We start from the raw sequence: 25069 nt of genomic DNA on the forward strand, positions 1-25069 counted from the left end.
AACACCGACAGCCAAGAGGAAAACAACAAATGCTGACGATCTATTCGGACGATCATCGCCTGCACCATGGCCGCTGCGAGCTGATCGACGGGCAACTCAAGCCCTGCTTCGAGATGCCGTCCCGCGCCGACCATGTGCTGGAACGGGTCAAGGCGCGCAATCTCGGCCCGGTGCTGGCGCCTGATGACTTCGGCCTGGCCCCGGTACAACGGGTGCACAGCGCCGACTACCTGGAGTTCTTCAAGGGCGCCTGGCAGCGCTGGGCCGCCATGGGCAGCGAGGGCGATCTGCTGCCCTTCACCTGGCCGGCCCGCACTCTGCGCTCGATAAAACCCACCAGCTTGCACGGCGAGTTCGGCTACTACAGCTTCGACGCCGGGGCACCGATCACTGCAGGCACCTGGCAGGCCGCCTACAGCGCCGCACAGGTCGCCCTGACCGCGCAGAACGCCATCCAGCAGGATGGTCTAGCCAGCGCCTTCGCCCTGTGCCGTCCGCCGGGCCATCACGCGGCTGGCGATCTAATGGGCGGCTACTGCTACCTGAACAATATCGCCATCGCTGCCCAGGCTTTCCTCGATCAGGGCCGTAAGAAAGTGGCGATCCTCGACGTTGATTACCACCACGGCAACGGTACGCAGTCGATCTTCTACGAACGCGGCGACGTGCTGTTCACCTCGATCCACGGCGATCCGGCCATCGAATTCCCGTTCTTCCTCGGTTACGCCGACGAACTCGGCGAAGGTCCGGGCGCGGGCTACAACTTCAACTATCCATTGCCTGCGGGCAGTGACTGGGCCGCCTGGAGCCAGGCGCTGGAACAGGCCTGCGCGCAGATCGAGGCCTACGACCCGGACGTGGTGCTGGTTTCCCTGGGTGTCGATACGTTCAAGGACGACCCCATCTCCCAGTTCAAACTGGACAGCCCCGATTACCTGAGCATGGGCGCACGCATTGCCCGGCTCGGTAAACCGACGCTGTTCGTGATGGAAGGCGGCTATGCCGTCGAGGAAATCGGCATCAATGCCGTGAATGTGCTGGAAGGCTTCGAAACCGTCTGATCCGACCTTATTACAAGAGCGAACACGATGAATCCATTCAAGCGTCTTATGGCTCCCGTACTCTGCGCCTCGCTGTTCTGCGCCGCGACCCAGGCCGATGAACAGCGCACGCTGCGCGTCTACAACTGGTTCGACTACATCACCCCGCAAACCCTGGTGGACTTCAAGCAAGACGCCAAGGTCAACCTGATCTACGACATCTTCGACACCAACGAAGCGCTGGAAGCCAAGCTGCTGACCGGCAACTCCGGCTATGACGTAGTGGTGCCGTCCAACGTGTTCCTGGCCAAGCAGATCGAAGCCGGGGTGTTCCAGCCCCTGGATCGCAGCAAGTTGAGCAACTACTCGCATCTGGACCCCAAGCTGATGAAGCTGTTGGAGGCCAACGATCCGGGCAACAAATACGCCGTGCCCTACATGTACGGCACCATCCTGATCGGCTTCAACCCGGACAAGGTCAAGGCCGTGCTGGGTGACAAGGCGCCGGTGGACAGTTGGGACCTGATCTTCAAGGAAGAGAACATCAGCAAGCTCAAGCAGTGCGGCGTCGCCCTGCTCGACTCGCCGTCGGAAATCATGCCGCTGGCCTTGCAGCACCTGGGCCTGCCACCCAACAGCACCAAGCCTGCGGACTACGCAAAGGCCGAAGCGCTGATGTTGAAGATCCGACCGTACATCAGCTACTTCCACTCGTCCAAGTACATGGCCGATATCGCCAACGGCGACATCTGCGTGGCCGTCGGTTACTCCGGCAGCTTCTCCCAGGCCGCCAACCGCGCCAAGGAAGCCAAGAACGGCGTAGTCGTGGACATGCGCCTGCCCAAGGAAGGCGCACCGATCTGGTTCGACATGCTCGCCATCCCCAAAGGCGCCAAAAACACCGAAGACGCCCACGCCTTTATCAACTACCTGCTGCAACCCAAGGTGATCGCGCCGATCAGTGACTTCGTCGGCTACCCGAACCCGAACAAGGACGCCACCGAGCTGGTCGACCCGGCGATCCGCAGCAATCCCAACCTGTACCCGACCGAAGAGGCAATGAAAACCCTCTACACCCTGCAACCCCTGCCCCACGATGCCGAGCGTGCACGGACACGGGCGTGGACCAAGATCAAGTCGGGGACCTGATTAAAAGGCAAGCATAGATACTGTGGGAGCGCGGCTTGCCCGCGAAGACGATCTTTAAGGTTCAAAGAATCTGGAGGCTGTACGGGCCTCTTCGCGGGCAAGCCGCGCTCCCACAGATTTGGTCTCATCAGAAACTCAGCGACTATTTCCCCGGAACCAACCTAGTCTGCCTGTGCTCAACTCTTATCTGGATGCTCACCGCCACGCCACCGAGGGTTAATTCAATGGGTTCGTCTTCTTCCATCGAACAGCACAGCGCACGCGACCAACTTTGCATCAACACCATCCGCACCCTGGCCATGGATGCCGTGCAGAAGGCCAATTCCGGCCATCCCGGTACGCCCATGGCCCTGGCTCCGGTGGGTTATACGCTGTGGAACCGCTTCCTGCGCTATCACCCCGAGCATCCGGACTGGCCTAACCGCGACCGTTTCGTCCTGTCGGTCGGGCATGCCTCGATGCTGTTGTATTCGCTGCTGCACCTGGCCGGCGTGGTCGAGATCGACGAGCACGGCAAGCCTTCGGGCAAGCCGGCGGTCGCCCTGGAAGACATCAAACAGTTCCGCCAACTGGACTCCAAGACGCCCGGCCACCCGGAATACCGCATGACCACGGGCGTGGAAACCACCACCGGGCCCCTGGGCCAGGGCTGCGCCAACAGCGTCGGCATGGCGATGGCCGAACGCTGGTTGGGCGAGCGTTTTAATGGCCCGCAGCGCACGCTGTTCGACTACAACGTCTACGTGCTGTGCGGCGATGGCGACATGATGGAAGGCGTCACCAGCGAGGCGGCGTCGATTGCCGGGCACCTCAAGCTGGCCAACCTGTGCTGGATCTACGACAACAACACCATCAGCATCGAAGGCCACACCAACCTGGCCTTCAGCGAAGACGTACAGACCCGTTTCGAGGGCTACGGCTGGAACACCCTGCATGTGGCCGACGCCAACGACACCGAGGCCCTGACCAAGGCCATCGAGGTGTTCAAGCACACCAATGACGCGCCGACCCTGATCGTGGTCGACAGCGTGATCGGCTATGGCTCCCCCCATAAGCACAACACCTCCGCCGCCCACGGCGAGCCCCTGGGCGAAGATGAAATCAAGCTGACCAAGCAATTCTATGGCTGGGACGAAAATTCCAGCTTCCTCGTGCCCGACGATGCCCGCACCTGCCTGCGCGACAGCCTGCTGCAACGCAACAGCGAGGCCTACGACAGCTGGCAGCAAACCCTGAAGGCGCTTGAAAACAGCGAGCCGAAGCTGGCCGATGAACTGCGCCGCATGCGTGCAGGGGAAATGCCGGAGCAATGGCAGGATTCGATGCAGTCCTTCGAAGCCGACCCCAAGGGCCTCGCCACCCGTGCTTCCGGCGGTAAGGTGCTTAATGCCTTTGCCGAGCAAATCCCGTGGCTGCTGGGCGGTTCGGCGGACTTGTCGCCGTCCACCAAAACCAACCTGACCTTCGACGGCGCGGGCAGTTTTGCCGCCGACAACTATAGCGGCCGCAACCTGCACTTCGGTATCCGCGAACATGCCATGGGCTCCATCGCCAACGGAATGGCGCTGTGCTACGTGCGGCCCTATGCCTCGACCTTTCTGGTGTTCAGCGACTACATGAAGCCGCCGATCCGCCTCGCGTCGATCATGGAATTACCGGTGATCTTCGTCTTCACCCACGACTCCATAGGCGTCGGCGAAGACGGGCCGACTCACCAGCCCATCGAACAACTGACGCAACTGCGCTCGACTCCCGGCCTGCTGACCCTGCGCCCAGGCGATGCCAATGAAACCGCTCAGGCGTGGAAAGTGGCCCTGGCCCAAACCAATCGGCCGTCGTGCATCATCCTTTCGCGGCAACCCATGCCAACCCTGGACCGCCAGCAATACGCTGCGGCTGAGGGGCTGGCAAAAGGCGCTTACGTGCTGGCCGACGCGAAAGCGGGCGAACCTGCGGTGATCTTGATTGCTACCGGCAGCGAAGTCGGCATGACGGTGCAGGCCTACGAGCATCTCAAGGCCGAAGGTATCGCCGCGCGTGTGGTGTCGATGCCGAGTTGGGAACTGTTCGAGCAACAGGACCAGGCCTACCGCGACAGCGTCTTGCCGCCTGCCGTGAGCGCACGGGTCGCTGTGGAACAGGCCGGGCCGCTGGGCTGGGATCGCTATGTCGGCAACACTGGGGCCAAAGTAGTGATGAACACCTTCGGTGCCTCGGCGCCCATCGATAAGCTGCAGGCCAAGTTTGGCTTTACCGTGGAGAACATTGTGAAGGTGGCGAAGGCACAAATCTCAGGTTAATCCGTTGGCCGTACCCTGTGGGACCGGCTTTAGCCGGGAAAGCTACAGGACAGACAATAGATACGTATTGGTCATGCCCAAAACTTCCCGGCTAAAGCCGGTCCCACAAAACCTCTCACCGAATCTCAATCGCGCCAGGCCTCTTTCAGCCTGGCCAACGCCAGGGCAATCTCCGCTTCGGGCACCGCCGCAAACCCCAGCACCAGCCCGGCGCGGTTATCCACAGGCTCGCTGGAATCGGGCAGCCAATAATCGCTCAGGGCATTGATCTCGACGCCTGCACCTGCGGCCTTGGCCACCAGCTCCTGTTCCCGCGCCAGGCTCTCGACCCGCATCGCGCAGTGCAGCCCCGCCACCACCTTGGGCATCACCTCACAACCGCGAATGTCCGCAGGCCATCCGGCCAGCAAGGCGTTGCGACGGCTCAACGCGGCCCGGCGCATGCGGCGGATATGCCGCTGGAAATGGCCCTTGGCAATGAATTCGGCCATCACCCGTTGCGTACCGATTTCGGAATGGCGCATGTCCACGGCGCGACGCTGACTGAACGGCTTGACCAACCTCTCAGGTAAAACCAGATAACCCAGGCGCAGCGCCGGAAAGGCAATCTTGCCGAACGTGCCGACATACAGCACTCGCCCATGCCGATCCAGCGCCGCCAAAGGTGCCAATGGCGCGCCGCTGTAGCGGTATTCGCCGTCGTAATCGTCCTCGACGATCCAGCCCTTGGTGCGTTCGGCCCAGGCCAGCAGGTCGAGGCGCCGGGCCAGGCTCATGACCACGCCGGTGGGGTACTGATGCGAAGGCGTCACGTAGGCCATTTTGCAGTCGCTGCGCGCCAGTTCCGCGCTCTGCATGCCCTCTTCATCCACCGCGATGCCCTGCAGCCTGGCCCCTGCGATGGCGAACGCATGACCCGCTGCCCTGTAGCCCGGGTTTTCCACAGCCACCCCATCTCCGGCCTGCACCAGCAGCTGTGCACAAAGGCTGATGGCCTGCTGTGCACCACTGGTGATCACAATTTGCTCAGCCGTGCAGGTCAGCCCGCGTGAACTGCGCAAATAAACGGCAATCAGCTCGCGCAGACGTGCATCTCCTGCCGCCTCACCGTAGCCCAGCAGATGCAGGTCTGGTTTGCGCCAGAAAGCCGCGTGCAGCTTGCCCCACACGGCAAACGGGAATAGATCGAACGCAGGCACACCCACCCGAAACGCCTTGGGCGGCCCACCCAGAGGAGGGTTTAAATGGTGCTTTTGCAGCAATTCCAGCGCCGGACTGTGGATAACTTCACTGGATGAAATACCAGGTATTTTCGTCGATTTTGTGGATAAACCTGTGGGTAAGCCTGGTGATAACCCTGTGGACACTTTTGTGGATAGTTTTTTCGGCGAAGCTTTTTCCAACGCCATCTGCCGACTCGGTAATTGCGCGACATAGGTCCCATCGCCAATCCGGCCGTCGGTAAAACCCTCGGCGTACAACTGGTCGTAGGCACGCATCACGCTGTTGCGCGAGATCGACAAAGACTCGGCCAGGTCGCGACTCGCGGGCAAACGTGTGCCGCTGCTCAGACGGCCATCAAGAATACGCAGGCGCAGCGCCTGATACAGCTGGCGGCTCAGGCCCTGGCGGCGATCCAGCTCGATCCCGGCCAGGTTGAAAGGAAATGACGGTAGCGGTTCAGGCATGAAATTGGCCCTATCAAATTGGCTCTTAATGGTTCTTACATCGAACCAATAGGCTGCCTAGGATTCACTCATTCGCCAAGGAATAATTTCATGTACACACCCAGTGCCTTCAACGATGAAGAACTTGCCAGCCTGCACGGCCTGATCGAACAGACGCGCCTGGCGATTCTGGTCACCCATGACGAAAACGGCATACAGGCCTCGCATTTGCCACTGCTGTTCAGCCCCGAGCAAGGGCCGTTCGGCACGCTCTACGGCCACATGGCCAAGGCCAATCCGCAATGGCGCACCTTGCAGACCCGCGCCGAAGCAATGGTGATCTTTGCCGGTGCCGACGCCTACGTCAGCCCGGCGTTTTATCCGAGCAAGGCCGAGCATGGCAAAGTGGTGCCAACCTGGAATTATCAAGCGGTGCACGCCTATGGCCGCGCCGATGTCTTCACCGACGCCGGGCGCCTGCTCAACCTGGTCAGCGCCCTGACCGACAAACACGAAGGCAGCCGCGCGCAGCCTTGGGCGGTAGCGGATGCGCCAGCCGAGTACATCGACAAGATGCTCAGCGCCATCGTCGGCTTCGCCTTGCCGATCAGCAGCCTGGAAGGCAAGCGCAAGCTCAGCCAGAACCGCAGCGCCGAAGATATTGCCGGCGTGCGCGCAGGCCTGATCGCCACGGCCGATGCCCGCGACCTTGAACTCGCCAAATTGATGAACACATAGGAAGGAGAAGCACTGTGTCCGATGTTCAGATTCGCCCCGTTACCGAACAGGATCACGCTGCCTGGCTGCCGCTGTGGCAGGCGTACCTGCGCTTCTACAAGACCGAGCTGAGCGACGAAGTCTGCGCCAGCACCTGGCAGCGTTTGCTCGACCCGAGCGAAACCACCAATGGCGCCTTGGCCTGGCACGACGGCAAGGCCATCGGCATGGTGCACTTCATCTATCATCGCTCCAACTGGAGCATCAAGAATGCCTGCTATCTTCAGGACCTGATTGTCGCCCCGGACCAGCGCGGCACCGGCGTCGGCCGCCTGCTGATCGAACACGTCTACGTGACGGCCAAGGCCAACAACTGCGACAAGGTGCACTGGCTGACCCACGAGACCAACGCCACGGCCATCCAGTTGTACGAACGCATCGCCGAGCGCCCCGGCTATATCCAATTCCGCAAAATGCTCTAGGAAATCCACCGATGTCGAATACCGAATTGCATTGGCAGCCCGCCCAACTCCCCGACAGCCAGACCCTGCAAGGGCGCTTTATCCGCCTGGAAAAACTCGACCCGGCGCGTCATGGCGATGACTTGTGGCAGGCACTGGAAGGCCCGGACTCGGATCGCAAGCTCTGGGACTACCTGCCTTACGGACCTTTCCCGCAGCGCAGCGACTTCGATGCCTGGCTGGCCAGGCATGCGGCGGACACCGACCCGTGGTTCTACAGCGTGATCGATCAGGTCAGCGGCAAGTGCGAAGGCATCATCAGCCTGATGTCCATCGTCCCGGCCCACGGCCGTATCGAAATCGGCCACGTCACCTTCAGCGCCGCCATGCAGCGCACACCCAAGGGCACCGAGGCGATCTACCTGCTGGGCAAGACGTCGTTCGCCCTGGGCAACCGTCGTCTGGAGTGGAAATGCAACGGCAACAACGCCCGCTCCAAGCGCGCAGCCGAACGTTTTGGCTTCAGCTTCGAAGGGATTTTCCGCCAGCACATGGTGGTCAAGGGCGTGAACCGCGACACCGCCTGGTATTCGATCCTGGACAGCGAATGGCCGACGATTGCCGCAGGCTTCGAGCGCTGGCTGGCGGCGGACAACCAACAGTCGGATGGCCAGGTCAGAACCCTGGAAGAGTGCCGCGAGTCGGCTTGATGCCGGCTCCTACAACAATCATTCCAAATCATGGATGTGCGGCTAGATACAGTTCCCCTATGGCCGACAAAAAAAAGGGAGCCAAAGCTCCCCAAGAGGTTAATCGTTAGCGGGTTTGTCGAAGGCGATATCAGCCTTCAATCTCAATCAGGATCTCGCCCGGATTGACCCGATCGCCCTTGGCGACGTGAATGGCGACGACTTTGCCGGCGATGGAGGCCTGTACTTCGGTTTCCATCTTCATGGCTTCGGTGATCAGTACAGCCTGGCCGGCCTTGACCATGTCGCCTTCCTTGACCAGCACGTCGACGATGTTGCCCGGCATGGTGGTGCTGACGTGGCCGGGGCCGGTGGCCTGGTTGCGCTTGCTGGCGCCGCCGCCGACGAATTCGTTGAGCGGTTCGAACACCACTTCTTCCGGCATACCGTCGATGGACAGGTAGAAGTGACGCTTGCCACCGGCCTTGACGCCGACACCGGTGATATCCACGCGGTAGCTTTCGCCGTGTACGTCGATGACGAACTCAGTCGGTACGCCCTCGCCGCCCGCCTTGGCCACACCGCCCGCTTCCGGGATTGGCAACAGGGCTTCAGGCGCCAGGGTGCCGGCGGCGCGTTCTTCGAGGAACTTGCGGCCAATGTCCGGGAACATGGCGAAGGTCAGCACGTCCTCTTCGGACGCTGCCAGGGTGCCAATGTCAGCGCGAAGCTTGGTCATTTCCGGCTTGAGCAGGTCGGCCGGACGCACGTCGATCAGCTCTTCGTTGCCGATGGCCTGGCGACGCAGTTTTTCATCGACCACACCCGGCGCCTTGCCGTAGCCGCCCTGCAAGTACAGCTTCACTTCGTTGGTGATGGTCTTGTAGCGCTCGCCGGCCAGCACGTTGAAGAATGCCTGGGTGCCGACGATCTGCGAAGTCGGGGTCACCAACGGTGGGTAGCCCAGGTCCTTGCGCACGCGCGGGATCTCGGCCAGCACTTCGCTCATGCGGTTCAGGGCGCCCTGTTCCTTAAGCTGGTTGGCGAGGTTGGAAATCATCCCGCCCGGCACCTGGTTGACCTGAACACGGGTATCGACCGCAGTGAATTCGCTCTCGAACTGGTGATACTTCTTACGCACGGCGTAGAAATACAGACCGATTTCCTGCAACAACTCCAGGTCCAGACCGGTGTCGAACTCGCTGCCCTTGAGCGCCGCGACCATGGACTCGGTGCCCGGATGGCTGGTGCCCCAAGCGAAGCTGGAGATGGCGGTGTCGATATGGCTGGCACCGTTTTCGACGGCCTTGAGCTGGCACATGGCGGCAAGGCCAGCGGTGTCATGGGAGTGGATGAAGATCGGCAGGGACTGCTCGGCCTTCAGCGCCTTGACCAGTTCGCCAGTAGCGTACGGGGTCAGCAGACCAGCCATATCCTTGATCGCCACCGAGTCGCAACCCATGGCTTCCATTTCCTTGGCCTGAGCCACGAACGCCTCGATGGTGTGCACCGGGCTGGTGGTGTAGGCGATGGTGCCCTGGGCGTGCTTGCCCGCAGCTTTCACCGCCTTGATAGCCACGCGCAGGTTACGCACGTCGTTCATGGCGTCGAAGATGCGGAACACATCGATACCGTTGTCCGCAGCCTTGGCCACGAACGCCTTGACCACGTCATCGCTGTAATGGCGATAGCCCAGCAGGTTCTGCCCGCGCAAGAGCATCTGCAGACGGGTGTTAGGCAGGGCCGCACGCAGTTGGCGCAGACGCTCCCACGGGTCTTCCTTGAGGAAACGTACGCAGGCATCGAACGTCGCGCCGCCCCACACTTCCAGGGACCAGTAGCCAACCTTGTCGAGCTTGTCGCAGATCGGCAGCATGTCTTCAGTGCGCATGCGGGTGGCCAGCAGCGATTGGTGGGCGTCACGCAGAATGGTATCGGTGACGAAGATTTTCTTGCTCATTGTTCTATTCCTCACAGGCCCGCGTGGGCGGCGATAGCAGCGGCGATGGCCAAGGCCAGCTCTTCGGGTTTGCGCTTGATCGAGTAGTTGGTCAGTTCAGGATGGGCTTCGACGAAGCTGGTGTTGAACTGGCCGCTACGGAATTCCGGGTTACGCAGGATTTCCTGGTAATACGCAGCAGTGGTCTTGACCCCTTGCAGGCGCATGTCATCCAGTGCGCGCAGGCCACGATCCATCGCCTCTTCCCAGGTCAGCGCCCAGACGATCAGCTTCAGGCACATCGAGTCGTAGTACGGCGGAATGGTGTAGCCGGTGTAGATCGCCGTGTCGGTGCGCACGCCTGGGCCGCCGGGGGCGTAGTAACGGGTGATCTTGCCGAAGCTGGGCAGGAAGTTGTTCTTGGGGTCTTCGGCGTTGATGCGAAACTGCAACGCAAAACCACGGTGAATAATGTCTTCCTGCTTGACCGAGAGCGGCAGGCCGGAGGCGATGCGGATCTGCTCGCGAACAATGTCGATGCCGGTGATTTCTTCGGTGATGGTGTGTTCCACCTGCACCCGGGTGTTCATCTCCATGAAGTACACCTCGCCCTCGGCGAGCAGGAACTCCACGGTGCCGGCGTTCTCGTAGCCCACGGCCTTGGCCGCACGCACCGATAGGTCGCCGATATAGGCGCGCTGTTCCGGGGTCAGTTGCGGGCTTGGGGCGATTTCGATGAGCTTCTGGTTACGGCGCTGGATCGAGCAGTCGCGCTCGAACAGGTGCACGACGTTGCCGAAACTGTCACCGAGAATCTGCGCCTCGATGTGCTTGGGATTAACGATGCATTTTTCCAGGAAGACTTCCGCCGAACCGAAAGCCTTGGTCGCTTCGGAGATGACACGGGGGAACGCCTGCTCCAGTTCCTCACGGCTGTTACAACGACGGATACCGCGCCCGCCGCCACCGGAAGTGGCCTTGAGCATCACCGGATAACCAATGCGATCGCCTTCCAGCAGGGCCTCGTGGATATCGGCCACGTTGCCCTCAGTGCCCGGCGTGACCGGCACACCGGCCTTGATCATGCTGCGGCGCGCTTCGGTCTTGTCGCCCATGCGGCGAATGACTTCAGCGGACGGACCGATGAACTTGATCCCACGTTCGGCGCAAATGTCTGCAAGTTCAGCATTTTCCGACAAGAAACCGTAGCCGGGGTGCAGAGCATCGCAGCCGGTTTCGACGGCCAGGTTCACCAGCTTGCGTGGATTGAGGTAACCGGCGAGGGGTTCGGCACCAATGCTATGGGCCTCATCCGCCCGCTTCACATGCAGGGCGTGCCGATCAGCGTCGGAATAGATCGCTACCGAGCGGATGCCCATTTCGGCGCAGGCGCGCACGATCCGGACAGCAATTTCACCGCGGTTGGCGATCAGGATTTTTGTTATCACGAGTATGTCCTCGACCGTTGAACAGACGAACCAGCACAGCGGCAAGCTATGACAAGTTGTTGCGAAGCCACCCTATGCCGGATCAGGGATTAACAAAAATGAGTTAAAGTTGGGTGAGCCATAAGTAAAACCTTATAGTCATCACTTCAGCTATTGGCAGGGGTCTATAAAAATGCGTAAGTCATTGATGCGTATGACATTACGTCAGCTGCGAATTTTCAACGAGGTCTGTGACCTTCGTTCCTACAGCCGTGCTGCCGAGGAAATGTCCCTCACGCAACCGGCTGTCAGCTTGCAGATTCGTCAGTTGGAAGAGCTGGTCGGCCAGCCTTTGTTCGAATACGTCGGTAAGAAGTTGTACCTGACCGAGGCCGCCGAAGCTTTGCAAAAGGCCAGTCGCGACATTTTCGGGCGCCTGGAAAACCTCGATATGCAGCTCTCGGACATGCAGGGTTCGCTGCAGGGACAGTTGAAGCTGGCCATCGAATCCAGCTGCAAATACTTCATGCCGCACCTGTTTGCCGCCTTCAAGCAGCGTTATCCGGAGGTGATGCTGAATCTGACGGTAGTCAACAGAGCCCAGGTCATCAAGAGGCTTTCCGATAATCGTGATGATTTGGTGGTCATGACCATGGTGCCTCAGGACATGGGCCTGGAGTTCCTGCCGTTCCTGAACAACCCGATCGTGGCCGTGGCCAGGGCAGATCACCCGTTGAGCGCGATGGAACAATTGAGCCTGAAGGATCTGGAACCCTACTCCCTGGTGATCCGCGAGCCTGGCTCGGGCACGCGCAAAGCGTGTGAGGAGTACTTCAAGGACAAACGCGTGCACTTTGCCCAGACCATGGAAGTATCTTCGGCAGAGGCGCAGCGCGAATGCGTGGTGGCAGGCCTGGGGATCGCGGTGCTGACGCGCCACGCCCTGAGTCTGGAACTGGCCACCGGCACCCTAAAAGAGCTACCGGTGGCCGAGTTACCGCTGTATCGCAGCTGGTGCGTGGTGCAAGGCCAGGCCAAGCGGCTGTCGCCGGTGGCACATGCCTTTCTGGCGTTTATCCGCAGCGAACGTGCGCAGATCAGCCAGCTTGTCGAGCGTTTCGACGGGCGCCTTCCGCAGGCTTGACTGCCTGCCAGAAGTTGGCCGACATATCGTCAGCGCCGTAACCGGCCAGTTCCTGATTCAGGCGGCGCTCTTCGGAGTAGCTTTCAATCGCTCGCCGAAAGGCCATGCGGCGCTGGTCTTCCTGCTGGCGGCGAGTCTTGGCAGTGCTGTTCTGTTGCGAGTCATCATAGTGCCGAGGCATATCCTGTCTCCCAATCCGTGTGCGGGAGTACAGAGTGGCCTCGTGCAATGACGATCAGGCGGCGAAAGCATGACAAGTTGGTGAAGACTTCGGAAAAATCTCGTTACCACCGTGATGGTATGCGATAGATATCTATCGTTTTTAACCCCGGCGCCCCTGCGATAGTAATCAGGCAGGGACAAGTCTGAGCAACCTGCAATTTATATAGTCTCTAAACAGGATGAAACTGATATGGATATTCAAACTAAAGATTGGCATGCCACTAGCGAAAAAACTGCGGAAGGCACGAAAACTAACGTTTTCGGTAAAGTGGTCGTTCCCACCAGCTCGACAACCGTAACCCTGGTGCCTCATACAGGTATCGGCCCTCGTGATAACAGCCTGCAGCTGGAAATCCTGCTACAGGATAACGGCATTGGACTACAGGCTTTAACCGAGAAAACCGTGACTTACTCTAAAAGCTATTCAAGAGACAGCGCGTCTGCCGTAAGAATCTTCTACAAAAACACCGAGGTGGCTGACTTCATTGTAGAATAACCACCCTGCATAATAATGTAAGAACCGACTAAAGCAAAAACCCGCCAGACAGTTTTTATTGTCTGGCGGGCTTTTTCACATACTCTTAAATCGAACTAAGGCGCTTCCTGTGCGTATTAGTCCTCATGCGCCTTGATCGACTTCGGCGACAGACGCAGGCTGCGAAGGCTGCGCTTGACGCTCTTTAGGTGATTGACCAGGCTCGGCCCGCGCGCCATGGCAACGCCCATGGCCAGCACGTCAATCACTACCAAGTGGGCGATGCGCGAAGTCAGTGGGGTGTAGATTTCGGTGTCTTCGTGCACGTCGATGGCCAGGTTGACCGTTGACAGCTCGGCCAGCGGTGTCTGGCTCGGGCACAGGGTGATCAGGTTGGCGCCGCTTTCGCGAACCAGGTTGGCGGTGATCAGCAAGTCTTTGGAGCGGCCCGACTGCGAAATACAGACCGCAACGTCGGTGGGCTTGAGGGTCACAGCCGACATCGCCTGCATATGCGGATCGGAATAGGCCGCCGCGCTGAGCAGCAGGCGGAAGAACTTGTGCTGGGCATCTGCTGCCACGGCACCGGAGGCACCAAAACCATAGAACTCGACCCGCTGCGCGGTGGCCATGGCCGAGACCGCCATCTGCAAAGCGTGAGGATCAAGGTTCTCGCGCACTTCCATCAGAGTGTGCAGAGTTGTATCGAAAATTTTCAGGCTGTAGTCGGCGACAGAATCATCTTCGTGGATCGCGAACTGACCGAAGCTGGCACCGGCGGCCAGGCTCTGGGCCAGCTTGAGCTTGAGGTCCTGGAAGCCGGTGCAACCGATTGCGCGGCAGAAACGCACAATGGTCGGCTCGCTGATACCTACGCTGTGTGCCAGATCAGCCATGGAACTGTGCATGACGGCCGCAGGGTCAAGCAGCACGTGATCGGCAACCTTGAGCTCCGATTTGCGTAACAGATGGCGTGACTGGGCAATGTGTTGCAGCAGATTCAAAGGACTGACTCGACGAAAGAGGGCCGTCTTGGGCCGGATTGTTGTAGCTTTCTTGTAGTTATACTACATGAGCTGCGGCCCGCACAGTTAAACGAGCCTGGCCCTGCGTCAGTGCGGCGCTTTTGAGAAAGCCTGCCTGTCGATACGGGGCACCTACAAATCAGTAATCAGTTTCTTTGTGCGCTCGCAGCAGGGCCACCAAAGCCTCGGCATCAATCGGACGACTGATCAGATAACCCTGCACCTCATCGCACCGATGCTCCTTGAGGAACGCCAGTTGCTCCTTGTCCTCGACTCCCTCCGCCACTACCTTCAAACCAAGACTGTGGGCCATGGCGATAATGGCGCGGGTGATCGCCGCATCCTCGCTGCCTTCGCCCAGCCCGCGAATAAAAGCCTGGTCGATCTTCACGTAGTCCACCGGGAAGCGCTTGAGGTAACTCAGGGAAGAATAGCCGGTACCAAAGTCGTCGATGGCCAATTGCACACCTAGCTCATGCAACTGCTGGAAAGTGGCGATGATGTGCTCGACGCTGTCCAGTAGCTGGCTTTCGGTCAACTCCAATTCCAGCCAGTCAGCCTTCAAACCGGTTTCATCCAGAACTTGGCGCACCAGGCTGACCAGCTTGCCCTGGCGCAACTGATGCACTGACAGGTTGACCGACACGCGGATCGGCCGCATGCCCTGACGTTGCCACTCACACGCCTGCCAACAGGCCTTGCGCAGGACGAACTCGCCAATGGCACCGATCAGGCCGGTCTCTTCGGCCAGACCGATAAAGTCCCCCGGTGGCACCATGCCCAGACTCGGATGGCGCCAGCGCACCAACGCCTCGGCGGCTTCGATACGCCCGGTGGCGAGGCACAGCTTGGGTTGATAGAAAACCTCCAGTTGCTGCTCGTCGATCGCCTTGCGCAGTTGGATCTCCAGTTGCAGACGTTCCAGAGTGCTGGCTTGCAGGCTCTCGGTGTAGAACTGGAAATTATTGCCGCCCAAATGCTTGGCGTGCTGCATCGCCATGTTCGACTGGCTGACCAGGGCCGAGATTTCCCGGGCCGAGTCCGGCAACAGGCTGATCCCCACCGAAGCACTGATAACCAACTCATGCCCGGCAATCGAGATAGGCGTGCGCAACTTGGCCAGCAGCCGACTGGTGACCCGGGCCAGACTCGACAGGTTGGCATAGGCGTCGAACAGCACAGCGAACTCATCGCCGGACAACCGGGCAATGGTATCGGCCTCGGGCATCGCACTGCTCAGGCGTCGGGCAACATGGCGCAGCAATTGGTCGGCAACTTCGTGGCCCAGGCTGTCATTGAGCAGCTTGAAACGGTCCAGGTTGATATGCAGCAATGCCAGGCTTCTGCCGCCCTGGCGCACGCGCTGGTTGCCTTCGCGCAGGCGTTCCTTGAATAGCGAGCGGTTGGCAAGGCCCGTCAATTCGTCGTAATGGGTCAGGTAGCGCATGCGCTCTTCGGATTCGCGTCGCGCGGACAGATCGGCGAAGAAGCCGACAATATGGCTCAATTCGCCGCTCGAATCGCGCACTTCGCTGAGATGAACCCACTGCGGGTACAGCTCGCCGTTCTTGCGCGTCTCGACCAGTTCGCCCTGCCAGTTGCCGGTCAAGTCCAGTGAATGGCGTATCGCGGCGAAGTGGCGGCGGATATCACGACTGCTGGCGATATCGGTAACCGTGCGCCCGACCATTTCTTCCTCGGTAAAACCGGTGACCTGACTGAATGCCTGGTTGATCGCCAGAATGCGATAGTCAGGGTCGAAGATGACGATGCCTTCACTGGCCGCCTCGAACACCGTCGCCGCAAGGCGTGGCGGGCTTTTGCTCAGGGTCAGGTTGGCTTCTTCCAACTCCCGGGTGCGCAGGGCCACGCGCTCTTCCAGTTCGGCATGAGCCTTGATCAGATCGCGCTCGGCGCGGCGGCGCTGCTCGATTTCCCGGGCCAGCTCGGCGTTGAGCTGATCCCCCTTGATCTGCGCCTGCTGCAAGGATTCGATCAGCGCCTGGTTTTGGAAACGTCGCACCAGCCCGCGCTGAATCAGCCGATTGACCTGCCAGGCCACTACCAGCAAGGCGAGCATCAGGATCAGCCCCAGCCAGCCCCAGCCGCGCATCGGTACATCGCCGCCCCAGAACAGGTAAAGAACCGGTGGCAGCAGGCAGGGCAAGGTAAAGGACAGGAACGCAGGAATACTCGCGGCATAACCGACGCTGGCCGAAAGCGTTGCCGCGCCGATCAGACCGAAGACCCAGGCCTGCTGTTCGAAATTTTCCACCGGCACCAGCGCCAGGGCCGCACTGGCCAGGGTCAGGCCACTGCCTATGGCACCGAGCAGGAACATCCGCCCCCATATCGGCTGGGCCTGGCGTTCAGGGGAAGCCGCTGTGAACGCAGCCACCTGACTGACACGCAGACACACCAATGCCGACAGCCAGCCGACCCAGACGCCGACCATCAGATAGCGTTGCGGGCTCCACAGCAGCCAGGCACAGACCAAACCATTGATGAACATGAGCAGCGTCGGCAGCATCGAGCCTTGATACAACAGGCGCGTACGCTCAACCGCCAGTTCGGTAGCAAACTGCTGTCGTATGGCCCGCCGGCTTGTGACAGGCGCATCGGATGCGTTGAAGCTCAATGACATGGTGATGTTCTTATAATAGTGGTGCCTCAAACGTGCACGGAGCATACACAAGCGACGGAGCAGACCAAACTGCCATGCATCATAAAAATATCAATTAGCCAGTAGTTGAATAGGGACTTGTGCTCATACGATAACTGGCCTCGATAGTATGACGTTAAGTTTGCCGACCCACGCCGGGCGCCATAGAATGCGTCGATGCGCGATGACCTCTCCCTTCTGCTTAATTCACTCAACGATGCCCAACGCCAGGCTGTAGCAGCCTCCGTGGGTCGTCAGTTGGTCCTGGCCGGTGCCGGCTCCGGCAAGACTCGTGTGCTGGTGCACCGTATCGCCTGGTTGATCCAGGTCGAACAGGCCTCGCCCCACTCGATCCTGTCGGTGACCTTCACCAACAAGGCTGCCGCCGAGATGCGTCACCGCATCGAGCAACTGATGGGCATCAGCCCGGCAGGCATGTGGGTCGGCACCTTCCACGGCCTGGCGCACCGCCTGCTGCGGGCGCACTGGCAGGAAGCCGGGCTGGTACAGACCTTCCAGATTCTCGACAGCGACGACCAGCAACGCCTGGTCAAGCGGGTAATCCGCGAGCTGGGCCTGGACGAACAGAAGTGGCCGGCCCGACAGGCCCAGTGGTTTATCAACGGCCAGAAAGACGAAGGGTTGCGCCCGAAACACATTCAAGCGGGCGGCGACCTGTTCCTCGCCACCATGCGCGGCATCTATGAAGCCTACGAAAATGCCTGCCAGCGCGCCGGGGTGATCGACTTCTCGGAGCTGCTGCTGCGTGCCCTCGACCTGTGGCGCGACAATCCCGGCCTGCTGGCCCACTACCAGCGCCGCTTCCGTCATGTATTGGTCGACGAATTCCAGGACACCAACGCCGTGCAGTACGCCTGGTTGCGACTGCTGGCTCAGGGCGGCGACAGCCTGATGGTGGTCGGCGATGACGACCAGTCGATCTACGGCTGGCGAGGGGCGAAGATCGAGAATATTCACCAGTATTCGTCAGACTTCCCTGATACCGAAGTCATCCGCCTGGAGCAGAACTATCGCTCCACCGCCAGCATCCTCAAGGCGGCCAACGGCCTGATCGTCAATAACAGCGGTCGTCTGGGCAAAGAGCTGTGGACTGACGTCGGTGATGGCGAGCTGATCAGCCTGTACGCCGCCTTCAACGAACACGACGAAGCGCGCTACGTGGTGGAAACCATCGAAAGCGCGATCAAGACCGGGCTGATGCGCAGCGATATTGCCATCCTGTACCGCTCCAACGCCCAGTCGCGGGTGCTGGAAGAAGCCTTGCTACGCGAACGCATTCCGTACCGCATCTATGGCGGCCAGCGCTTTTTCGAACGTGCCGAAATCAAGAACGCCATGGCTTACCTGCGTCTGCTGGAAGGTCGCGGCAACGATTCGGCACTGGAACGGGTGATCAACGTTCCGGCCCGTGGCATCGGCGAGAAAACCGTCGAAGCCATCCGTGAACACGCCCGCCACGCCGACGTGTCGATGTGGGAAGCCATGCGCCAGCTCATCGCCAATAAAGGCCTGACCGGACGCGCCGCCAGTGCCCTGGGTGCTTTCGTCGAGCTGATCGAGAACCTTGCGGCCAAGGTCATGGAGATGCCATTGCACCTCATGACCCAGACCGTTATCGAGCAGTCCGGGCTGATCACCTATCACCAGGAAGAAAAAGGTGAAAAGGGTCAGGCACGGGTAGAAAACCTTGAGGAACTGGTCAGCGCCGCACGCAACTTCGAAAACTCCGACGAAGATGAAGAACTGACGCCACTGGCGGCATTCCTCGGTCATGCCTCGCTGGAAGCTGGCGATACCCAGGCCGACGAGCACGAAGACAGCGTCCAGTTGATGACCCTGCACAGCGCCAAGGGCCTGGAGTTCCCCTACGTGTTCCTGGTGGGTATGGAAGAGGGGCTGTTCCCGCACAAGATGAGCCTGGAAGAACCGGGACGTCTTGAAGAGGAACGGCGCCTGGCCTATGTCGGCATCACCCGGGCCATGCAACATCTGGTCATGACCTACGCAGAAACCCGACGCCTGTATGGCAGCGAGACCTACAACAAGGTGTCGCGTTTCGTACGGGAAGTACCGCCCGCGCTGATTCAGGAAGTGCGCCTGTCCAACAGTGTCAGCCGCCCGTTCGGTGGCACTCAGAAAGTCAGCACCAGCAGCCTGTTCAACGGCACCGGCATTCCGGAAACCCAGTTCAGCATCGGCCAGAGCGTGCAACATGCAGTGTTCGGCGAGGGCGTGATCCTCAATTTCGAGGGCGCAGGCGCCCAGGCACGGGTGCAAGTCAACTTCTCCGAAGGCAGCAAGTGGCTGATGATGGGGTATGCCAAGCTGGTTGCGATTTGACGGAGTGCAGTCATCCACGCAATACCGTAATTGAAATACGTTTGTAGGAGCCGGGCTCGCCCGCGAAGAACGATAACGCAGTGTACTTGATGCACCGCAGCGCCTGATTCGCGGGCAAGTCGGGTCGCCGCATCGCTCGCTCCAACGGATCATCATGTTCACTGACGCGCTGAAGCTGTCCGCTTCCTGTCAGCAAATAAAGAAAAATCCTACAGCGCTTTAACTATTGCCTTACAAGCCCCATAGAAAGGGTATCTGCGATTTTATGCAAAAGCCGGAAACATTTGCTCGCTAGCCAGCGACCTGTCCGCTATGCAAGATGCCGCACGTGCAATCCACAAACGGGAATTCCCTCATGCAACGTTTTCTTAGCATCGTTCTGGCGCTGTGCATCGGGCTCACCATGAGCCTGGACGCCAACGCAGCACGCTTCGGTGGCGGTAAGAGCATTGGCTCGGCGCCGACTCACCAGGCCCGCCAGACCGCCCCATCCGCGCCTGCAGCCGCGCCTACCGCTGCTGGTCGTCCGACTCCTGCCGCTGGCGGAGCATCCCGCTGGCTGGGCCCATTGGCCGGTCTCGCTGCCGGTGGTCTGCTCGCTTCGATGTTCATGGGCGGCGGCTTCCAGGGCATGCAGTTCTTCGACATCCTGATCATGGCGGTCATCGCTTTCGTGATCTTCCGTTTCATCGCTGCCCGTCGCCGCAAGCAACAGCCTGAAATGGCCGGTGCCGGTGCGCCGTATCAGCGCGAAGCCGCGCCGCAGCCTGCGCAGAACTCGATGTTCGGCGCCAACTCCGCAGCTTCGGCAGCGCCGGTCATCAATGCGCCTGCCTGGTTCAACGAACAGCGCTTCCTGGATGCCGCCCGCAACCACTTCCAGTCCCTGCAACAACACTGGGACGCCAACGAAATGGACAAGATCGCCGAGTTCGTGACCCCGCAGATGCTGCAATTCCTGCGCAAGGAACGTGCGGACCTGGGTGATGGCTTCCAGTCGACCTACATCGACAACCTCACCGTGCAACTGGATGGCCTGGATGATCGCGCCGATAAAACCATCGCGACCCTGACCTTCGCCGGCGTCTCCAAGACCTCGCGCTTTGACCAGGGCGAAGTGTTCAGCGAAAGCTGGAACATGGAGCGCGCTCAGGGCGATAACCAGCCATGGCTGGTCGCCGGTATCCGCCAGAACGGTTGAACCACTGCGTTGTACCCATGATCAGAACCCCGGACTTGTCCGGGGTTTTGTTTTATCCGTTCGGGTAGTTATTTTGAGAAAGCCTTTACGCTACTGTATAACCCGCGCCAACACGTTAGAGGATCCAGGTCGTGGAAGAAGTCATTGAACAATTGCGTGAAGCCAACGAGCCGGTGCCGGTTCCGCTTGAGCTTCCTGACGAGGACCAACTCGTCGAAGTCGAAGAACAGCTGTTCATCAACATCCCCTTCGTCTTCAAGGAATTCCTGCTGACCGTCAGTGATGTGGTCTACGGCAGTCTTGAACCGGTAACAGTGACCGACCCGCAGTCACACACCTATCTGCCTGAAGTCGCGGCCAACGCCTGGGACATCGGCGTGCCTCGCGAGCTGATCCCGATCTGCCAGGACGGTGAGGACTACTACTGCGTCGAAGAGGATGGCACCGTAGTGCTGTGGTCCGGCGAAGAAGAGTTGGTCACCGAGGAAAGCTGGGAATCAGTCTGGCACTGGGCCCGCGACGTCTGGCTGGAAAGCTGATCGTCCGCGCACCGGAGTGCGCCGGGGCAATCAATGCTCGGGCGGCTCCTGGTGGTTGTCCAGAGTCTCCAGCAAGGCAACCTGCATGCGTGTATGCACACGGATGAGCCAGCGCCAGAGCAAAGCCGCGACCAAAGCGGCCAGTGCGACGACCACAACTAGCAATTCGCTGGTCGGCAGAATGCTCGCCGACAACGCAGCGAGCAGCAAGAAGATCACCAGTAGCGACAACAGCGGGATGACTTCGGCGATCACCTTGCGTACCCGCACCGTATGGCGCCCCGCCATTTCCGGCTTGACCCCCATCTCCGCCAGCAACATCGATAGCGCTTTGAGCTTGCGATAAGCCGCAATCAGGAACGGCAGCGATAACAACAGCGCCGCGCCACAGATAGCGGCCTTCTGCAGACCGCTGTCGCTGACCCACTCGCTAAGCGTCACGCTCAGCCGTTCGGCGAAATACCCGCCACAGAAGAAAATCGCCACTACCAACGCCAGGTTGACCCCGACCTGCAGCAGGATCCGGCGAATCATCGAGGCCAGCAATGCACCCTCGCCCTGGGGCTGAATACTGCGCAACCACTCGCCATACAGATTGAACACCCTGGCGACTCGCACCGGCATGGCCCCGGCAAGCTTATGCGACAGCGGGTCGGCAGCACGGATCAGATAAGGCGTGAGCAGGGTGGTGATGGCCGAGACCGCTACGGCCACTGGGTAGAGGAAGTCACTGGTGACCTGCAAGGTCATGCCCAGCGCGGCGATGATGAAGGAAAATTCGCCAATCTGTGACAGCCCCATACCGACCCGCAGTGAGGTTCGGCCATCGTTGCCTGCGATAAAGGCTCCCAGGCCGCAGGACAGCATCTTGCCCAGGACCACGGCGACCGTGATAACAGCAATGGGCCAGGCATAGTCGAGAAGAATCCCCGGATCAATCATCAGGCCAATGGCGACAAAGAAGATCGCGCTGAACATGTCGCGAACAGGCTCGATCAGGCGCTCGATCTTCACCAGTTGGCGGGATTCAGCCATGATTGCGCCGATTAGAAACGCGCCCAGCACCATGCTGTATTCGAGTTTCACCACCAGCAGGCAGAAGCCGAAACACAGGCCCAGCACCGTCACCAAAAGCATCTCATTGCTTTCAAAACGAGCGACGTAGGCCAGCAGGCGTGGCACCAACAGGATGCCCACCACCAGGGCCACGATCATGAATAACGAAAGCTTACCGACCGTGGAAAACACTTCGCCGGAGCTGACCGTACCACTCACCGCAATGCTCGACAGCAGGGCAATGATGCCGATGCCCAGAATGTCCTCAACGATCAGCACGCCGAAGATCAGCTGGGCAAAGCGCTGGTTTTTCATCTTAAGGTCATTGAGCGCCTTGACGATGATGGTGGTCGAGGAGATCGCCAGGATCGCGCCAAGAAACAGCGAATCCATGGTGTTCCAGTCGAAGAAGCGGCCAATTTCGTAGCCGATCCAGATCATCAGGACAATTTCCAGGAAGGCGGCGACAAAGGCTGTTGCGCCCACCTTGAACAACTTGCGCAGGCTGAACTCAAGCCCCAGACAGAACATCAGGAAGATCACCCCCAGCTCGGCCAGGGTCTTGATGGTCTGCTCGTCGTGGATCAGGCCCACGGGAGGCGTATGCGGGCCAATAAGAAAGCCGGCGACTATATAACCCAGTACCACCGGCTGCTTGAGCCGATGGAAAACAATGGTCACAACCCCGGCCACCAGCATGATCACGGCCAAATCCTGGATAAAACTGATGGCATGCATGGTTACGGCTCCCTGTCCTGAGTGTTCAGCCGCACCTTGAGTCCGACCAATCAGCGGGCCGGTTAAGGAAATTCGGGCTGTTAACTGCGAAAAATCCGACTTAAATGTAGGAATTGTCCCGTTCCACGGGTTTTCGCAGGTTAACACTGCACATTCATGGGAAAAGCCGGTGCAATATATGGAAACAGATGTCTGTCAGGCGTGACGGCAACCGGCCAGCTGGCGTCCCGATATCTGTTGTCTGCAAATCCGCGAGCACCGTCAACAGGTGCCACTTTTGAACGCCTTGATCGTGAGTACGCTATGGAACCCGGAAACGCCCAGCTGTCGATGACTGTATTGATGACCCCGGACATGGCCAACTTCTCTGGCAACGTCCACGGCGGCACCCTGCTCAAGTACCTCGATGAAGTCGCCTACGCCTGCGCCAGCCGTTATGCCGGCCGCTACGTAGTGACCCTGTCGGTAGACCAGGTGATTTTCCGCGAGCCCATTCACGTAGGTGAACTGGTGACCTTCCTGGCGTCGGTGAACTACACCGGCAACACCTCCATGGAAGTCGGTATCAAGGTCGTGACCGAGAACATTCGCGAGCGTTCGGTACGCCATACCAACAGTTGCTTCTTCACCATGGTGGCCGTCGACGACCAGCGTAAACCGGCCAGCGTCCCGCCATTGGAGCCGGAAAGCGGCGAAGGCAAGCGCCGCTTCATCCAGGCACAACAACGCCGCCAGATTCGCCAGGAACTGGAAAAGCGTTATCGCGAGATCAAGGACGAGACGTTGTAGTTACATTGGAATGAAATGCTTTTGTGGGAGCAAGCTTGCCATTTCTGGACTCTTCGCAAGCAAGCTTGCTCCCACGAGAGAGACTGAGAGCCTAGAGCTGCACCGCCTCAAACCGCACCCGCGGATGGGCGATACGGTCCTGAGCCCTGACCAGCTCCAGTTCATAGCTACCGCAAGCCTGGGTTTCCAGTAGTACCTCATGCACCGCCGAGGCGGCGAACTCGAACGCTGCGACCAGGCTGTCGCCCAGCAGCAACCGCGCCAGGAACAACCCCGAGGTCAGATCGCCGACACCCACCGGCTGACGAGGAAAGGCCAGCAGAGGCCGGCGCAGGTGCCAACTACCTTCGGGGGTCACCAACAACATCTCGAAACCACCTGGCTCTTTGCCCGGATAATCCAGGTGCTTGACCACAATCGCTTTCGGGCCGCGCTCCAACAACGCCCGCGCCATGCCCAGGCAATCAGCCAGGGACGTCGGCTTGCGCCCTGCGAAGCTGTCCAGCTCCAACTGGTTGGGGCACAGGAAGTCAGCAACCACCGCAGCCTCCTCCAATAGAAACCGGCTGACCTCCGGCGCCACGATGCAGCCTTTTTCCGGATGCCCCATTACCGGGTCGCACAGATACAGCGCCTTGGGATTGGCCGCCTTGATCCGCGCCACCCCTGTAAGGATCGCCCGCCCCTGATCGGCAGTGCCCAGATAGCCCGACAACACCGCATCGCAGTTACCCAGTTCGCCAATAGCGGCGATGCCGTCGATCAGTGCCGGGATCTGCTGCGACGCCAGGACCTCTCCCGTCCATTGCTTGTATTGCGTATGGTTTGAGAATTGCACCGTGTTGAGCGGCCAGACATTCACCCCCAGACGCTGCATCGGGAAGACCGCCGCGCTGTTGCCGGCATGACCGAAAACCACATGGGACTGAATGGCGAGCAAATGGGGCGTACGCTTCATGATGGGGTCCTGAACACGATGCAAATGCATTCATTAGAAATTTAAGTCGCGCAGTATGGCCGGAAATCATCGGACACGGTTAAGCTGCAACTACTTAGTTGGAGCGCCCTGCCATGCTGACCCTGGGAAACATTTTCGTGCTGATGCTGCTCTTGAGCGGCGCGGCGTGGTTGTGGCATGGCCACGGCTTGCGTGAGCGGGCGTTGAGTCGGGTCAAGCAGCATTGCGCGCGGCTTGATCTGGAGCTACTCGACGAAAACGTCGCCTTTCGCCGCTTTGCCTTTACCCGCGACGCCAACGGCCGCAAACGCTTTGCCCGTGTGTATAACTTCGAGTTCACCGTCACCGGCGAACAACGTCACCCCGGCACCATCACCATGTTCGGCGCCAACACCGCGCAGATCGAACTGGCGCCCTACCCCTTCGAAATCAAGACGCCACCCCCGCGCAGCGCCGAGATCATTCAACTCAGCGAATGGCGTCAGGAACACAACAAGTGGAAGCAGTGAT

Annotated in this window: 21 protein-coding genes; 13 read left to right on the forward strand and 8 right to left on the reverse strand. The window is 59.9% G+C overall.

The genetic code is table 11. The features are described from left to right. Positions 1–29: 29 nt before the first annotated feature. The 3 genes from AC1Z24_RS30995 to tkt all read left to right on the forward strand — a co-directional run bounded on the left by AC1Z24_RS30995 (position 30) and on the right by tkt (position 4489). The gene (locus tag AC1Z24_RS30995; protein WP_483744004.1) at positions 30–1061 is read left to right on the forward strand and encodes a histone deacetylase family protein; all 1032 of its coding nucleotides are present in this window, start codon (positions 30–32) and stop codon (positions 1059–1061) included. Positions 1062–1088: 27 nt separating this feature from the next. After that, positions 1089–2189, forward strand: a complete 1101-nt coding sequence (locus AC1Z24_RS31000; RefSeq protein WP_483744005.1) for a polyamine ABC transporter substrate-binding protein — start codon at positions 1089–1091, stop codon at positions 2187–2189. A 224-nt stretch (positions 2190–2413) separates the two neighbouring features. Beyond that, positions 2414–4489: a transketolase gene (tkt, locus tag AC1Z24_RS31005; protein ID WP_483744006.1), complete on the forward strand. Its 2076-nt coding sequence runs from the start codon at positions 2414–2416 to the stop codon at positions 4487–4489. Between the two features lie 125 nt (positions 4490–4614). On the opposite strand, the gene pdxR is transcribed toward tkt, so the two are convergent. Then, entirely contained in the window at positions 4615–6177 is a 1563-nt protein-coding gene (gene pdxR / locus AC1Z24_RS31010) for a MocR-like pyridoxine biosynthesis transcription factor PdxR (RefSeq protein ID WP_483744007.1), read from the reverse strand. A gap of 90 nt (positions 6178–6267) precedes the next feature. On the opposite strand from pdxR, the gene AC1Z24_RS31015 reads away from it, so the two are divergent. From AC1Z24_RS31015 to AC1Z24_RS31025, 3 genes are read left to right on the forward strand one after another with little or no spacing between them, the layout of a single operon-like run. Then, a complete protein-coding gene (locus AC1Z24_RS31015) occupies positions 6268–6894 on the forward strand; it encodes an FMN-binding negative transcriptional regulator (protein ID WP_483744008.1) in 627 nt (208 codons plus the stop codon). 14 nt (positions 6895–6908) lie between these two features. Further along, positions 6909–7355 carry an N-acetyltransferase family protein gene (locus AC1Z24_RS31020; protein ID WP_483744009.1) on the forward strand — a complete coding sequence of 149 codons (447 nt, stop codon included), beginning with the start codon at positions 6909–6911 and terminating at the stop codon, positions 7353–7355. A gap of 11 nt (positions 7356–7366) precedes the next feature. Further along, complete coding sequence (locus AC1Z24_RS31025; RefSeq protein WP_483744010.1) at positions 7367–8044, forward strand: GNAT family N-acetyltransferase; 678 nt, start codon at positions 7367–7369, stop codon at positions 8042–8044. 130 nt (positions 8045–8174) lie between these two features. On the opposite strand, the gene oadA is transcribed toward AC1Z24_RS31025, so the two are convergent. Both oadA and AC1Z24_RS31035 read right to left on the reverse strand, forming a co-directional pair. Beyond that, positions 8175–9983 carry a sodium-extruding oxaloacetate decarboxylase subunit alpha gene (oadA, locus tag AC1Z24_RS31030; RefSeq protein ID WP_483744011.1) on the reverse strand — a complete coding sequence of 603 codons (1809 nt, stop codon included), beginning with the start codon at positions 9981–9983 and terminating at the stop codon, positions 8175–8177. 11 nt (positions 9984–9994) lie between these two features. Beyond that, positions 9995–11410, reverse strand: a complete 1416-nt coding sequence (locus tag AC1Z24_RS31035; protein ID WP_259100930.1) for an acetyl-CoA carboxylase biotin carboxylase subunit — start codon at positions 11408–11410, stop codon at positions 9995–9997. Positions 11411–11582: 172 nt separating this feature from the next. Here AC1Z24_RS31035 and AC1Z24_RS31040 point away from each other — a divergent pair, with 172 nt between their 5' ends. After that, on the forward strand, positions 11583–12533 hold the full coding sequence (locus AC1Z24_RS31040; protein ID WP_483744012.1) for a LysR family transcriptional regulator: 951 nt from the start codon (positions 11583–11585) through the stop codon (positions 12531–12533). Here the strand turns inward: AC1Z24_RS31040 and AC1Z24_RS31045 are convergent. Then, positions 12487–12714 (reverse strand): PA3496 family putative envelope integrity protein, encoded by a 228-nt coding sequence (locus AC1Z24_RS31045; protein ID WP_483744013.1) that lies wholly within the window; start codon positions 12712–12714, stop codon positions 12487–12489. The two genes, AC1Z24_RS31040 and AC1Z24_RS31045, sit on opposite strands and share 47 nt — an antisense overlap. A 231-nt stretch (positions 12715–12945) precedes the next feature. Here AC1Z24_RS31045 and AC1Z24_RS31050 point away from each other — a divergent pair, with 231 nt between their 5' ends. Further along, positions 12946–13251, forward strand: a complete 306-nt coding sequence (locus tag AC1Z24_RS31050) for a hypothetical protein (RefSeq protein WP_483744014.1) — start codon at positions 12946–12948, stop codon at positions 13249–13251. Positions 13252–13367: 116 nt separating this feature from the next. On the opposite strand, the gene hexR is transcribed toward AC1Z24_RS31050, so the two are convergent. Both hexR and AC1Z24_RS31060 read right to left on the reverse strand, forming a co-directional pair. Beyond that, positions 13368–14234: a transcriptional regulator HexR gene (gene hexR / locus AC1Z24_RS31055; protein ID WP_259100935.1), complete on the reverse strand. Its 867-nt coding sequence runs from the start codon at positions 14232–14234 to the stop codon at positions 13368–13370. 160 nt (positions 14235–14394) lie between these two features. Next, positions 14395–16899, reverse strand: a complete 2505-nt coding sequence (locus tag AC1Z24_RS31060) for a putative bifunctional diguanylate cyclase/phosphodiesterase (protein ID WP_483744015.1) — start codon at positions 16897–16899, stop codon at positions 14395–14397. 195 nt (positions 16900–17094) lie between these two features. On the opposite strand from AC1Z24_RS31060, the gene uvrD reads away from it, so the two are divergent. The 3 genes from uvrD (at position 17095) to AC1Z24_RS31075 (ending at position 21018) form a co-directional block, all read left to right on the forward strand. Further along, positions 17095–19278: a DNA helicase II gene (gene uvrD, locus AC1Z24_RS31065; RefSeq protein ID WP_259100939.1), complete on the forward strand. Its 2184-nt coding sequence runs from the start codon at positions 17095–17097 to the stop codon at positions 19276–19278. Positions 19279–19633: 355 nt separating this feature from the next. Then, the gene (locus AC1Z24_RS31070) at positions 19634–20479 is read left to right on the forward strand and encodes a Tim44 domain-containing protein (protein ID WP_483744016.1); all 846 of its coding nucleotides are present in this window, start codon (positions 19634–19636) and stop codon (positions 20477–20479) included. Between the two features lie 131 nt (positions 20480–20610). After that, positions 20611–21018: an SMI1/KNR4 family protein gene (locus AC1Z24_RS31075; protein WP_259100943.1), complete on the forward strand. Its 408-nt coding sequence runs from the start codon at positions 20611–20613 to the stop codon at positions 21016–21018. A 30-nt stretch (positions 21019–21048) separates the two neighbouring features. On the opposite strand, the gene AC1Z24_RS31080 is transcribed toward AC1Z24_RS31075, so the two are convergent. Next, a complete protein-coding gene (locus AC1Z24_RS31080) occupies positions 21049–22812 on the reverse strand; it encodes a cation:proton antiporter (protein WP_483744017.1) in 1764 nt (587 codons plus the stop codon). 303 nt (positions 22813–23115) lie between these two features. Between AC1Z24_RS31080 and AC1Z24_RS31085 the strand changes: the two genes are divergently transcribed. Then, positions 23116–23601: an acyl-CoA thioesterase gene (locus AC1Z24_RS31085; protein ID WP_259100947.1), complete on the forward strand. Its 486-nt coding sequence runs from the start codon at positions 23116–23118 to the stop codon at positions 23599–23601. A 91-nt stretch (positions 23602–23692) separates the two neighbouring features. Here the strand turns inward: AC1Z24_RS31085 and pdxY are convergent, their stop codons facing one another. Beyond that, positions 23693–24559, reverse strand: coding sequence for a pyridoxal kinase PdxY (gene pdxY, locus AC1Z24_RS31090; RefSeq protein ID WP_483744018.1), 867 nt, complete (start codon positions 24557–24559; stop codon positions 23693–23695). Positions 24560–24672: 113 nt separating this feature from the next. Between pdxY and AC1Z24_RS31095 the strand changes: the two genes are divergently transcribed. Further along, positions 24673–25068, forward strand: coding sequence for a DUF3301 domain-containing protein (locus tag AC1Z24_RS31095; RefSeq protein ID WP_483744019.1), 396 nt, complete (start codon positions 24673–24675; stop codon positions 25066–25068). Position 25069: the final 1 nt, after the last annotated feature.

Source organism: Pseudomonas sp. JL23, from assembly GCF_056933585.1.